Origin of the sequence: Pseudomonas mangrovi, from assembly GCF_003052585.1 — a bacterium.
Lineage (GTDB): Bacteria > Pseudomonadota > Gammaproteobacteria > Pseudomonadales > Pseudomonadaceae > Aquipseudomonas > Aquipseudomonas mangrovi.
This window is the reverse complement of record NZ_QASN01000020.1, coordinates 40,629-53,098: the sequence shown is the minus strand read 5'-3', so window position 1 is coordinate 53,098 and position 12,470 is coordinate 40,629. Positions and strand designations below refer to the sequence as shown.

The window sequence follows — 12,470 nt, the reverse complement described above, 5'->3', positions numbered from 1 at the left end:
ACCTTTCAATCGCGGCGTGCGCGGTGCTGATGGATAGCCATCTGGATGGCGGCAAGCAGTTCGCCATCCGGCAAGTCACTGCGAACCGGTGCAGGCGCAGTCGCCCTAGCCGGCGCCGACTGCTCGGGGGATAAAAGCTCGACCACACGGGACATTACGCGGATGCAAAGCACCAGCAGAACCAGGAAGACAAAGACAGAGCCCATGCCGTAAAGCATGAGTTCGAAGCCTTCGGATAGAAGTTGGCCGGGGGTCATCATGGCTCCTTTGCCAGTGAGTCTCAGGTCACTTTTTTATTGTCAACGAACCGCCGTGTGCAGCGGAGCGTACCGAAAAACTGGCGAACATTAGCCTGACAGGCCCTCCGCATGCAAATCGATAACCCATTCGAATACCATGAAAAAAAGCCGCGCCAGCGTGCCAAACGCAACGCAGAGCAACCCTGGCAAGCCCAAAGGACGTAAGAATTCAGGTAAGAAAGAGACTGGCCAAACCGAGGAAAATGAAAAATCCACCGCTGTCGGTAACCGCGGTGATCATCACGCTCGAGCCCAGCGCAGGGTCTCGACCGAGGCGCACCAACGTCATCGGAATCAGCACGCCCATCAGCGCAGCCAACAGCAGATTGAGAGTCATGGCCGCCGTCATTACTACGCCGAGCGACCAACTGCCATACAGCAGCCAGGCGACAAGTCCGATCACCCCTCCCCAGACCAAGCCGTTGATCAGCGACACGCCCAGTTCCTTACGTACCAGGCGACGGGTATTGCCGGTACCCATCTGATCGAGTGCCATTGCCCGAACAATCATGGTGATCGTCTGATTGCCGGAATTGCCACCGATGCCGGCAACGATCGGCATCAGCGCCGCCAACGCCACGAGCTTCTCTATCGAGCCCTCGAACAACCCGATCACGCGAGAGGCAACGAACGCCGTCACCAGATTGATCGCCAACCAGGCCCAGCGGTTGCGCACCGACTTCCAGACCGAGGCGAAGATGTCTTCTTCTTCGCGCAGGCCGGCCATGTTGAGGACTTCAGCCTCACTTTCCTCGCGAATCAGATCGACCATCTCATCGATGGTCAGGCGACCGATGAGCTTGCCGTTACGATCCACCACCGGCGCGGAAATCAGGTCATAGCGTTCGAACGCCTGTGCCGCATCGTAGGCATCTTCATCCGGGTGGAAACTGACAGGATCATTGGCCATCACCTCGGCCACCTGCTTGTCCGGATCATTCACCAGCAGTCGCTTGACCGGCAGGACGCCCGCCAAGACGCCGTCATAGTCAACCACAAAGAGCTTGTCGGTATGCCCAGGCAGCTCCTTCAGACGCCGTAGATAGCGCAATACCACTTCGAGACTGACATCCTCGCGGATGGTCACCATTTCGAAGTCCATCAGCGCACCGACCTGGTCCTCTCCATAGGAAAGCGCAGAACGCACCCGCTCACGCTGCTGCGCATCGAGCGATTCCATGAGTTCGTGGACGACATCTCGCGGCAGCTCCTGCGCAAGATCCGCCAACTCATCGGCATCCATCTCCCGGGCCGCCGCCAGGATCTCGTGATCGTCCATGTCAGCGAGCAGGGTTTCCCTGACCGCATCGGACACTTCGAGCAGGATGTCGCCATCCCTGTCAGCCTTGACCAATTGCCAGACAGTGAGACGGTCTTCCAGCGGCAGGGCTTCAAGAATGTGCGCGATATCAGCGGAGTGCAGCTCATCCAGTTTGCGCTGCAGTTCGACCAGATTCTGGCGATGGACCAGGTTCTCCACCCGATCCTGGTGGTGACCTTCCTGACGGTGCGTCAGGTCCTCGACAAGACGATGGCGCTGCAGGAGCTCAACTACCTGCGCGAGGCGCTCCTGCAGACTTTCCTGTGGCTTCTTGGCTTCTACTTCAGTCATGGCGCGCTCCACCCCAGCTGGCGGACGCGCCAAGGGGCTCATTCAATCATTACGCGATGAGGCGATTCGGATAGTGGCTGACTACTGGGTAAGTCCATGGTGGTGGTCCATTCGCCCCAACGAGGCTGATACCGGCAATGATAACCAGCAGCAGCAGGCTTTGCACGTCAAAGCCTGCCAGGAACAAGCACTTGCAACGCTCTATTGAGACAAGCTCTGATTACCGGAATGCGACGCTGCGCGCGACCTCGACGACACGCCCTGGAAACACAAAGGAACCTAGCTAAACTCGCGTGAATCACCGTCAAGGAGGACGCTGACATGCAGACCATGATGCGCGCGGTTTTGTGCGCTGTTCTTTTCGCCGTCACCCCAGCGCAGGGTTCAACGGTCTCGCGTTGCGAGGATTCGCAGGGACGCATCACCTACTCACAGCACGGCTGCCCCCAGGATCAGGGCGAGCAGATTATCCAAGCTCACAACACTCGACCCAGTGGCAGTGGCCCAAGCAAGGAAATGGCTAGAGAGCCAGGCGTGCGCACACCTCTGAAGGAGTTCCAGACTCGCGGAATCGGACCGAAAGACGACGGTTGCGGCAATCAGCTGGACAGCCGTACTCGACGCGAGAGCATCATCAAAGGCAAGGTCCGAGCAGGCATGAGCCAATCCGATGTCGAAAGCGCCCTGGGCAAGCCGGAACGTACCAGCAGCCAGAACGGCACAACGCGCTTTCACTACCAGACGAAGAGTGGGCGGTCCCAGCAGGTAACCTTCGACGAAAACGGCTGCGTGAAAACCAAACGCTAAATGAAAAGGGCCTGCATTTCTGCAGGCCCTTTTGGGTATGGCGGACTCAGGAGGATTCGAACCTCCGACCGCTCGGTTCGTAGCCGAGTACTCTATCCAGCTGAGCTATGAGTCCGTTTTGGCGCTTTTATACCAGTCACCACTGGTTATTACCTGCAACAGCGTCATTCGACTGAAACAACGCCATTCAATATGGCGGACTCAGGAGGATTCGAACCTCCGACCGCTCGGTTCGTAGCCGAGTACTCTATCCAGCTGAGCTATGAGTCCACAGATCGCGCATTATAGTGAAACCTCGCTTCCTTTCAAGGAAATCTGATAAAAATCAGATACTTATCAGGAAAATAAAACGCTTCACATATAACACTCAACATGGCGGAGAAGGGGGGATTCGAACCCCCGACACCCTTTTGAGGTGTACTCCCTTAGCAGGGGAGCGCCTTCGGCCACTCGGCCACCTCTCCGCAACACGGGGCGCATGATACTCATCTTTACCCCGCTTGCAAAGCCAAAAATCAGAGAAAAATTAGTGGCTTGGTTCGTCGCCTTTCTCTTTCTGGATACGCTGGTAGATCTCCTCTCGGTGCACTGCAACCTCCTTGGGCGCGTTGACGCCAATGCGCACCTGGTTACCTTTCACGCCCAACACGGTGACAGTGACATCATCACCCACCATCAGGGTCTCTCCGACCCGGCGAGTCAGAATCAGCATTCCTTTCTCCTCACGGATTTACGTTTCAGGGACAACAGTCTGCAAAAGAAAATGGCGGACCCCATACCAGCAGTGTAGCGCGGGACACCCGCCAGGGTATTGACCTGTCTGGACGGAAACAAAGTTCCGCCAGGATGATCAAGAAAGACAAAAGGCGCGAGCCAGCCCGCGCCTTTTGTGAAAAAACTACTCGGCCTGTCGATCAGGCGCATCCAGCTCGAAGGCAGTGTGCAATGCACGTACAGCCAGTTCCAGGTACTTCTCCTCGATCACCACCGACACCTTGATCTCGGAAGTCGAAATCATCTGGATGTTGATGCTTTCCTTGGCCAGCGCCTCGAACATGCGGCTGGCGACTCCCGCATGGGAGCGCATGCCGACGCCGACGATGGACACCTTGGCGATCTCGGTGTTGCCGATGACTTCGCCAGCACCGATCTCGCGAGCCGTGTTTTCCAGCACCTTCAAGGCGTTGGCGTACTCGTTGCGGTGCACGGTGAAGGTGAAATCGGTGGTGTTATCGTGGCCGACGTTCTGCACGATCATGTCCACTTCGATATTCGCGGCACTTACCGGCCCGAGGATCTTGAAAGCCACCCCAGGAGTATCCGGCACACCACGGATGGTCAACTTGGCTTCGTCGCGATTGAAGGCGATGCCGGAGATGATCGGCTGTTCCATGGATTCCTCTTCATCAAGGGTAATGAGGGTGCCCGGACCCTCCTGAAAGCTGTGCAGCACGCGCAGCGGGACGTTGTACTTGCCGGCGAACTCCACCGAGCGGATCTGCAGCACCTTGGAGCCCAGGCTGGCCATCTCCAGCATTTCTTCGAAGGTGATCTTCTCCAGGCGGCGGGCACGCGGCACCACACGCGGATCGGTGGTGTAGACGCCATCGACATCGGTGTAGATCTGGCACTCGTCGGCCTTCAACGCCGCGGCCAGCGCCACGCCGGTGGTATCGGAACCGCCACGACCGAGGGTGGTGATGTTGCCCTGCTCGTCGACGCCCTGGAAACCGGCGACCACCACCACGCGACCGGCCTTGAGGTCGGCACGAATGCGCGCATCGTCGATCTGCAGGATGCGCGCCTTGGTGTGCGCGTTGTCGGTCAGAATGCGCACCTGGTTGCCGGTATAGGAAATCGCCGGCACGCCGCGCTGGATCAGCGCCATGGCCAGCAGCGCGATGGTCACCTGCTCGCCAGTGGAGACCATGACATCAAGCTCACGCGGCACCGGCTGGCCGTCGCTGACCTGTTTGGCCAGATCGATCAGGCGGTTGGTTTCGCCACTCATGGCGGAGACGACGACCACGATGTCATCGCCGTTCTCACGGAATTTCTTGACCTTCTCGGCCACCTGCTGAATCCGCTCGACGGTCCCGACGGAGGTGCCGCCAAACTTCTGTACGATCAAAGCCATGTCAAAAAGCCGCCTGAATCCTCGAAGGGCGCCCATTAGACCCGCAACGGGTCAGACTGCCAAGGTCCGCAGGGCGCACTGCGGACCCGGTTTTCGGTTGCTTAGACGGCCTGCTCGACGAAAGTCGCAGCCAGTGCCAGCGCCTCGTCCAGCTTGCCCGCCTCGCTGCCGCCACCCTGGGCCATGTCCGGGCGACCACCGCCCTTGCCGCCCACGGCTGCCGCCGCCTGTTTCATCAGATCACCCGCCTTGAGGCGGGCGGTGAGATTCTGTGTGACACCGGCGACCAGCACGACCTTGTCATCCTGCACGCCGCCGAGCAGGATCACCGCGCTGCCGAGCTTGTTCTTCAACTGATCGACCATCGCCAGCAGGGCCTTGCCGTCCAGGCCGTCGAGACGAGCGGAAAGCACCTTGACGCCCTTGATGTCGACGGCCGAACCGGCCAGATCGTTGCCGGCTGCGCTGGCAGCCTTGGCCTTGAGCTGCTCCAGCTCCTTCTCCAGCTGGCGGTTGCGCTCGAGCACCGCGGACAGCTTGTCGAGCAGATTCTCGCGACTGCCCTTGACCAGCTGTGCGGCCTCCTTGAGCTGCTCCTCGGCGCCATTCAGGTAGGCCAGTGCCTGTTCGCCGGTGACCGCTTCGATACGCCGCACCCCAGCAGCGACGCCGCCTTCGCTGGTGATCTTGAACAGACCGATGTCGCCGGTGCGTGACACATGGGTGCCGCCACACAGCTCAACGGAGAAGCCGCCGCCCATGCTTAGCACACGCACGCGATCACCGTATTTTTCGCCGAACAGCGCCATGGCGCCCTTGGCCTTGGCGGTCTCGATGTCGGTCTCGTCGGTTTCCACCGCGCTGTTGCGACGGATTTCGCCGTTCACGCGATCTTCCAGCGCCTTGATCTGCTCCGGACGGATCGCCTCGAAGTGGCTGAAGTCGAAGCGCAGGCGCTGGCTGTCGACCAGCGAGCCCTTCTGCTGCACGTGCTCACCGAGGATCTCGCGCAGCGCGGCGTGCAGCAGGTGGGTCGCCGAGTGATTCAGCGCGGTCGCCTGGCGCACGCTGGCATCCACGATCGCCTCGACACTGTCGCCAATCTTGAGCTCACCGCTGTCGAGGATGCCGTGATGCAGAAAGGCACCACCAGCCTTGCTGGTTTCACGCACATCCATGCGCAGGCCCGGCGCGCTCAGATAGCCGCAATCGCCAATCTGGCCGCCGGATTCGGCGTAGAACGGCGTCTGGTCGAGCACCACCACGCCCTCCTCGCCCGCGTTCAGACTGGGCACATTCATGCCCTCCTTGAACAGGGCGAGCACCTTGCCTTTGCCGCTGGTGCCCTGGTAGCCGGTGAAAACGGTTTCGCCCTCGACCTTGACCAGGCTGTTGTAGTCCAGACCGAAGGCGCTGGCGGAGCGGGCCCGTTCGCGCTGGGCCTGCATCTCGCGCTCAAAGCCCTCCTCGTCCAGCGTCAGCTCGCGCTCTCGGGCGATGTCACCGGTCAGGTCTACCGGAAAACCGTAGGTGTCGTAGAGTTTGAAGATCACCTCACCGGGGATGACGCTGCCCTGCAGGTCGGCCAGATCCTGCTCGAGAATCCTCAGGCCTTGCTCCAGGGTCTTGGCAAACTGCTCTTCTTCGGTCTTCAGCACGCGCTCGATGTGCGCCTGCTGCTGGCGCAACTCAGGGAAGGCTTCGCCCATCTCCAGCGCCAGCGCGGCGACGATCTGATGGAAGAACGCGCCCTTGGCGCCGAGCTTGTTGCCGTGGCGGCAGGCACGGCGAACAATGCGGCGCAGCACGTAGCCACGGCCTTCGTTGGATGGGGTCACGCCATCGGCAATCAGGAAGCTGCAGGAACGGATGTGATCGGCGACCACCTTGAGCGAGGCCTGCGCCTCGTTGGCACAACCAATGGCCTTGGCGGCGGCATTCAGCAGGCTCTGGAACAGGTCGATCTCGTAGTTCGAGTTGACGTGTTGCAGCACCGCACTGATGCGCTCAAGACCCATGCCGGTGTCGACACTCGGCGCCGGCAGCGGATGCATCACGCCATCCGCAGTGCGGTTGAACTGCATGAAGACGTTGTTCCAGATCTCGATGTAGCGGTCGCCGTCTTCCTCGGGGGAGCCTGGCGGGCCGCCCCAGATGTGCTCGCCATGGTCGAAGAAAATCTCGGTGCAGGGGCCGCACGGTCCGGTGTCGCCCATCGCCCAGAAGTTGTCCGAGGCATAGGGCGCACCCTTGTTGTCACCGATACGAACCATGCGCTCGGCCGGCACACCGACCTCCTTGGTCCAGATGTCATACGCCTCGTCATCGCTGGCATAGACGGTGACCCACAGCTTCTCCTTGGGCAGGTTCAGCCACTTGTCGCTGGTCAGGAACTCCCAGGCGTAGGTGATGGCGTCGCGCTTGAAGTAGTCGCCGAAACTGAAGTTGCCGAGCATTTCGAAGAAGGTGTGGTGGCGCGCCGTGTAGCCGACGTTCTCCAGATCGTTGTGCTTGCCGCCGGCACGCACGCATTTCTGGCTGCTCACCGCACGGGTGTAGGCGCGTTTCTCCAAGCCGAGGAAGCAGTCCTTGAACTGGTTCATGCCGGCATTGGTGAACAGCAGGGTCGGGTCGTTCGCCGGGATCAGCGAGCTGGATGCCACACGGGTGTGACCCTTCTCTTCGAAGAAGCGGAGGAAGGCTTCACGGATTTCTGCGCTTTTCATTGATCTCTCTCGGAAAACGACGGCCAGGACGCGCGATGATCACGCACGCTCATACGTGGCAGCGGCCAGTCTGCGCCGACCTGAAAGCGGCGCATTATATAGAGCAGACCGCCCGGCAGTAACTGGGCGCGGGCAAATCGGAGCAATAGGCGAAACTCAGTGGTCGTGGGCGCAATCGGGGCCATGGACGTGTTCGTCGTCGCCCTCGGCCGCTTCCATTTCCAGCTGCAGGCTGACCAGATTGGTGGCCAGCGGGCGCAGCACCAGATTGGCGTACTCGGTGTCGCCCTCATCCACATCGACGCCGATCATCAACTGACCGTTGCCGGCCTGCTGAATCCAGACCTCGCGCCCCTGCCACATCACCGCAAAACGGGTGCAGGACGTTTCCAGCTGGGTACCGTCGGTGTCTTCCAGAATCAGTTGCAGACTGTCGCTCATGGCAGTTTCCTTGAGAAAGAGCCGGCACCAGCGGCACCGGCGGGCAGAAAGGGATTCAGCTCTTGGCCAGGCGCGCTGCAGCGCGCTCGAAGCGGCCCAGACCTTCGGTCATTTCGGCATCACTGATGACCAGGCTCGGCGCAAGCCGAATCACGTCCGGCCCTGCCTGCAGCACCAGCACGCCATCCTGCTCGGCCGCCTGCTGGATGTCCTTGGCGCGGCCCTTCCAGGCCGGGGCCAGCACCGCACCGATCAGCAGGCCGGCACCACGCACCTTTTCGAACAGGCCGTACTGCTGGCCGATGCGCTCGAGCTCGCTCTTGAAACGCTGGTGCCGCGACTTGATCCCGGCCAGCACCTGCGGCGTATTGACCACATCAAGCACCGCAGAACCCACCGCACAGCCCAGCGGATTGCCGCCGTAAGTGGTGCCATGCACACCGACGCCAAAATGGCTGGCGATGGCGCTGGTGGTGAGGATGGCGCCGATCGGAAAGCCCCCGCCGAGGCCCTTGGCGCTGGAAAGAATGTCGGGGGTCACGCCGAAATACTGGTAGGCATAGAGCTCGCCGGTGCGGCCGACACCGGTCTGCACTTCGTCGAAGATCAGCAGCGCGCCGTACTGGTCGCACAGACGCCGCGCGCCTTCCAGGTAGGCCTTGTCGGCCGGCAGCACGCCGCTTTCGCCCTGGATCGGTTCCAGCACCACGGCGCAGGTCTTCTCGGAAATGGCCGCTTCCAGCGCCGCCAGATCGTTGTAGGGCACATGACTGATACCCTCGGGACGCGGACCGAAGCCGTCGGAGTACTTCGGCTGTCCACCGACGTTCACGGTGAAGATCGTCCGGCCGTGGAAGCTGTTGACCGCCGAGATGATCTCGAACTTCTCCGCGCCATGAACATCGTGGGCGTAGCGACGGGCCAGCTTGAACGCAGCCTCGTTGGCCTCGGCGCCGGAATTGCAGAAGAACACGCGTTCGGCGAAGGTCGCCTCGACCAGCTTGCGCGCCAGGCGCAGGGCCGGCTCGTTGGTGAACACGTTGGAGACGTGCCAGAGCTTCTGCGCCTGTTCGGTCAGCGCCTTGACCAGTGCCGGGTGCGCATGCCCCAGGCAGTTGACCGCAATGCCGCCGCCGAAATCGATCAGCTCTCGACCATCCTGATCCCAGACTCGCGCACCCTCGCCGCGTACCGGAATAAAGGCAGCTGGGGCGTAGTTGGGGACCATGAACTGGTCGAAGTCGGTGCGTTGCACCGCAGCGTGATCAGCGGACATCGTGGCTCTCCTGCCGGAAACAATGTTTGATGGGCGGCCGCTCTGATTGAGCGGCATCGCGACCGCACCAGCAGTGCGGCCGGCCAGTGTAAACGCGCGCGCGGCGCGCCGAAAGCAGCGACCACATCTACTCCTCAGCATCGACACGGTTTTGCGCAGGCAACAGCCGCTCGATGAACGCGAAGGTCTCCCGCAGCGCCTGTTCCCCGACCTTCTGCGTCTGCGCCGGCGTGTGGCCGATGAAGCTGTGATCAATGCCTTCCAGGGTCAGCAGACGCGCCGGCACCTTGCGCCGCTCCAGCGCCTGCTGCAGCAGCTGCGCCTGGCGGTAAGGCACGACACGGTCGGCCGTACCATGCAGGATAAGAAAGGGCGCGGCATCCGGCCCGACCTGATGCACCGGACTTGCCTGGCGGCGCAGCTCATCACAGCCGACAGCACAGCCTATAAAGTTGCGATCCATGTCGCCGAAGTCCTGGCTCAGCAGATCGCTGATGCCATACCAGACCACCGCTCCCTGCACGCAGGCCGACTCGCCATTCGCGCGAGCCGAACCCTCGCAACGTGCCGCAACCAGCGCGGCCAGATGCCCGCCGGCAGATTCGCCCCAGATCAGCACACGCTCACGGTCCACGCCGAACGCCTGCGCATTGCTGCGCAGCCAGCGGATGCTCGCCTGAATGTCGTGGAAGGCGGCCGGAAACCTCGCCTCACCGGAGAGACGATAGCTGGGCGCGGCCACCACGTAGCCCCGGGCGGCCAGACCGGCGAGTCGCTCGGGCCAGTTCCGGTAGACCGCGGCGTATCTGGGCGTGCCGATAGCCCAGCCCCCACCATGTACGAAGATCACCAGCGGACGGGGCCCCTCGAAACGCGGAGGCGGCAGGTAAAGATCGAGCGTGAGCGGACGAAAACCCGCCTCGCTGGCGTAGGTCAGCGCCGGCAATCCGGTCACGCCATCGGCAAACGCCACACGCACCTGCGGATAACCATCCCCGGCGTCACTTGCGTGCCCATGAACGGGCAAGAAGCCGACGCAGCAAAGCAGCAGAGCAAAGGTCCTGACGAATCGCATCACGCCTCCCGGAGCACCCGACAAGCTCGCAGTCTAGCCAGGGAGGTGAACAACCTCGGACCCGCTCGACGTGCGGCGGAAAAGAAAAAGCCCCGACACCAGGGCCGGGGCTTTTTCCTACGCAGGCGCTGTCAGGCGCAGGCGGCGGTCATGCTGCGATGGGTATCGATCAGGTGCTGCACCACCCCCGGATCGGCCAGGGTGGAGATATCGCCAAGCGCGTCGTACTCGGCCACGGCGATCTTGCGCAGGATGCGGCGCATGATCTTGCCGGAACGGGTCTTCGGCAGCCCTGGCGCCCACTGAATCACATCCGGCGAGGCGATCGGACCGATCTCCTTGCGCACCCACTGGCGCAGCTCCTGGCGCAGCGCCTCGCTGGGCTCCTCGCCACTGTTGAGGGTGACGTAGACATAGATGCCCTGGCCCTTGATGTCGTGCGGCACGCCGACCACGGCGGCTTCGGCAACCTTCGGGTGGGCGACCATGGCGCTTTCGATCTCGGCGGTGCCCATGCGGTGGCCGGAAACGTTGAGTACGTCGTCGACGCGGCCGGTGATCCAGTAGTAACCGTCGTCGTCTCGACGAGCGCCGTCGCCGGTGAAGTACATGCCCTTGAAGGTCTTGAAGTAGGTATCGACGTAGCGATCGTGGTCGCCATACAGAGTGCGCGCCTGGCCCGGCCAGGAGTCGATGATCACCAGGTTGCCCTCGCCCGGCCCCTCGACCAGGTTACCCAGGTTGTCGACCAGCGCCGGCTGCACGCCGAAGAACGGCCGCGCGGCGGAACCCGGCTTGAGGCCGTGGGCACCCGGCAGCGGGGTCATCAGGGTGCCGCCGGTTTCGGTCTGCCACCAGGTGTCGACGATCGGGCAGCGGCCCTGGCCAACGGTGTCGTAGTACCACTGCCAGGCTTCCGGGTTGATCGGTTCGCCGACCGAGCCGAGCAGGCGCAGGCTGGAACCGTCGGCACCTTCGACCGCCGCCCTGCCCTCGGCCATCATGGCGCGGATGGCGGTCGGTGCGGTGTAGAGGATGTTGACCTTGTGCTTGTCGATGATCTTGGCGACACGGGTGACGTCGGGATAGTTCGGGATGCCCTCGAACATGACGGTGGTCGCACCGTTGGCCAGCGGGCCATAGACGATGTAGGTGTGGCCGGTGACCCAGCCGACATCGGCGGTACACCAGAAGACCTCGCCGGGACGGTAGTCGAAGACCCGCTCATGGGTCAGCGAGGCGTACACCAGATAGCCGCCCGTGGTGTGCAGCACGCCCTTGGGCTTGCCGGTGGAACCGGAGGTATAGAGGATGAACAGCGCCTCCTCGGCACCCATTTCCTTGGGCGCGCAATGCGCCGAGGCGACCTTCATCAGGTCCTCGTACCAGATGTCGCGATGGCCGTGCCACTTGATCGCGCCGCCGGTGCGCTTGACCACGATGATCTTCTGCACGCTGGCGGTTTCCGGATTGGTCAGCGCCTCGTCGACATTTTCCTTCAACGCGGTGCGCTTGCCGCCACGCACACCCTCGTCGGCGGTGATCACCACCTTGGACTTGCAGTCGATGATGCGCCCGGCCAGCGCCTCGGGCGAGAAGCCGCCGAAGACCACCGAATGGATGGCGCCGATGCGCGCGCAGGCCAGCATGGCCACCGCCGCTTCCGGGATCATCGGCATGTAGATGGTCACCACGTCGCCACGGTGCACGTCCTGACCACGCAGCGCGTTGGCGAACTTGCACACCTGCTCATGCAGCTCGCGGTAGGTTATTTCACGGTGCTCGGAGGGGTCGTCACCCTCCCAGATGATCGCCAGCTGGTCGCCACGGGTTTCCAGGTGACGGTCCAGGCAGTTGGCGGAAACGTTGAGGGTGCCGTCGGAAAACCACTTGATGTCGACATGGTGATCGTCGAACGAGGTCTGCTTGACCTTGGTGAACGGCTGGATCCAGTCGATGCGCTGCGCCTGTTCGCGCCAGAATCCATCAGGGTTGATCACCGACTGCTGGTACATGGCTTTGTAGGTCGCCTCGTCGGTCAGGGTGGTGGCCGCAACCTCCGGACGCACGGGATACAGGGAAGCACTCATGAGCAAA

Annotated in this window: 10 protein-coding genes and 3 tRNA genes; 1 reads left to right on the top strand and 12 read right to left on the bottom strand. The window is 62.1% G+C overall.

The window, feature by feature from the left end:
• Positions 1 to 5: 5 nt before the first annotated feature.
• A complete protein-coding gene (locus DBO85_RS12870) occupies positions 6 to 257 on the bottom strand; it encodes an OadG family protein (RefSeq protein ID WP_108107684.1) in 252 nt (83 codons plus the stop codon).
• A gap of 211 nt (positions 258 to 468) precedes the next feature.
• On the bottom strand, positions 469 to 1,911 hold the full coding sequence (gene mgtE / locus DBO85_RS12865; protein WP_108107683.1) for a magnesium transporter: 1,443 nt from the start codon (positions 1,909 to 1,911) through the stop codon (positions 469 to 471).
• A 321-nt stretch (positions 1,912 to 2,232) separates the two neighbouring features.
• Between mgtE and DBO85_RS12860 the strand changes: the two genes are divergently transcribed.
• Positions 2,233 to 2,718 carry a DUF4124 domain-containing protein gene (locus DBO85_RS12860; protein ID WP_108107682.1) on the top strand — a complete coding sequence of 162 codons (486 nt, stop codon included), beginning with the start codon at positions 2,233 to 2,235 and terminating at the stop codon, positions 2,716 to 2,718.
• A 38-nt stretch (positions 2,719 to 2,756) separates the two neighbouring features.
• Here the strand turns inward: DBO85_RS12860 and DBO85_RS12855 are convergent.
• The 10 genes from DBO85_RS12855 to acs form a co-directional block, all read right to left on the bottom strand.
• Positions 2,757 to 2,833: transfer RNA gene (locus tag DBO85_RS12855), tRNA-Arg, on the bottom strand.
• 78 nt (positions 2,834 to 2,911) lie between these two features.
• Positions 2,912 to 2,988, bottom strand: a tRNA-Arg gene (locus DBO85_RS12850).
• Between the two features lie 103 nt (positions 2,989 to 3,091).
• Positions 3,092 to 3,182, bottom strand: a tRNA-Ser gene (locus DBO85_RS12845).
• Positions 3,183 to 3,244: 62 nt separating this feature from the next.
• Positions 3,245 to 3,430: a carbon storage regulator CsrA gene (csrA, locus tag DBO85_RS12840; RefSeq protein ID WP_003244478.1), complete on the bottom strand. Its 186-nt coding sequence runs from the start codon at positions 3,428 to 3,430 to the stop codon at positions 3,245 to 3,247.
• Between the two features lie 186 nt (positions 3,431 to 3,616).
• Positions 3,617 to 4,855 (bottom strand): aspartate kinase, encoded by a 1,239-nt coding sequence (locus DBO85_RS12835; RefSeq protein ID WP_108107681.1) that lies wholly within the window; start codon positions 4,853 to 4,855, stop codon positions 3,617 to 3,619.
• 101 nt (positions 4,856 to 4,956) lie between these two features.
• A complete protein-coding gene (alaS, locus tag DBO85_RS12830; RefSeq protein ID WP_108107680.1) occupies positions 4,957 to 7,581 on the bottom strand; it encodes an alanine--tRNA ligase in 2,625 nt (874 codons plus the stop codon).
• Between the two features lie 156 nt (positions 7,582 to 7,737).
• On the bottom strand, positions 7,738 to 8,022 hold the full coding sequence (locus DBO85_RS12825; RefSeq protein ID WP_108107679.1) for a topoisomerase II: 285 nt from the start codon (positions 8,020 to 8,022) through the stop codon (positions 7,738 to 7,740).
• Between the two features lie 55 nt (positions 8,023 to 8,077).
• Positions 8,078 to 9,298, bottom strand: coding sequence for an aspartate aminotransferase family protein (locus DBO85_RS12820; protein WP_108107678.1), 1,221 nt, complete (start codon positions 9,296 to 9,298; stop codon positions 8,078 to 8,080).
• A 127-nt stretch (positions 9,299 to 9,425) separates the two neighbouring features.
• Positions 9,426 to 10,373: an alpha/beta hydrolase gene (locus DBO85_RS12815; protein ID WP_108107677.1), complete on the bottom strand. Its 948-nt coding sequence runs from the start codon at positions 10,371 to 10,373 to the stop codon at positions 9,426 to 9,428.
• A gap of 131 nt (positions 10,374 to 10,504) precedes the next feature.
• A complete protein-coding gene (gene acs / locus DBO85_RS12810; RefSeq protein ID WP_108107676.1) occupies positions 10,505 to 12,463 on the bottom strand; it encodes an acetate--CoA ligase in 1,959 nt (652 codons plus the stop codon).
• Positions 12,464 to 12,470 lie beyond the last annotated feature (7 nt).

What these genes read in the sequence shown, in the direction of transcription:
- DBO85_RS12870 (WP_108107684.1), bottom strand. Translation starts at nt 257, where the DNA reads ATGACCCCCGGCCAACTTCTATCCGAAGGCTTCGAACTCATGCTTTAC.
- DBO85_RS12815 (WP_108107677.1), bottom strand. Translation starts at nt 10,373, where the DNA reads ATGCGATTCGTCAGGACCTTTGCTCTGCTGCTTTGCTGCGTCGGCTTC.
- alaS (WP_108107680.1), bottom strand. Translation starts at nt 7,581, where the DNA reads ATGAAAAGCGCAGAAATCCGTGAAGCCTTCCTCCGCTTCTTCGAAGAG.
- csrA (WP_003244478.1), bottom strand. Translation starts at nt 3,430, where the DNA reads ATGCTGATTCTGACTCGCCGGGTCGGAGAGACCCTGATGGTGGGTGAT.
- DBO85_RS12820 (WP_108107678.1), bottom strand. Translation starts at nt 9,298, where the DNA reads ATGTCCGCTGATCACGCTGCGGTGCAACGCACCGACTTCGACCAGTTC.
- DBO85_RS12860 (WP_108107682.1), top strand. Translation starts at nt 2,233, where the DNA reads ATGCAGACCATGATGCGCGCGGTTTTGTGCGCTGTTCTTTTCGCCGTC.
- mgtE (WP_108107683.1), bottom strand. Translation starts at nt 1,911, where the DNA reads ATGACTGAAGTAGAAGCCAAGAAGCCACAGGAAAGTCTGCAGGAGCGC.
- DBO85_RS12835 (WP_108107681.1), bottom strand. Translation starts at nt 4,855, where the DNA reads ATGGCTTTGATCGTACAGAAGTTTGGCGGCACCTCCGTCGGGACCGTC.
- DBO85_RS12825 (WP_108107679.1), bottom strand. Translation starts at nt 8,022, where the DNA reads ATGAGCGACAGTCTGCAACTGATTCTGGAAGACACCGACGGTACCCAG.
- acs (WP_108107676.1), bottom strand. Translation starts at nt 12,463, where the DNA reads ATGAGTGCTTCCCTGTATCCCGTGCGTCCGGAGGTTGCGGCCACCACC.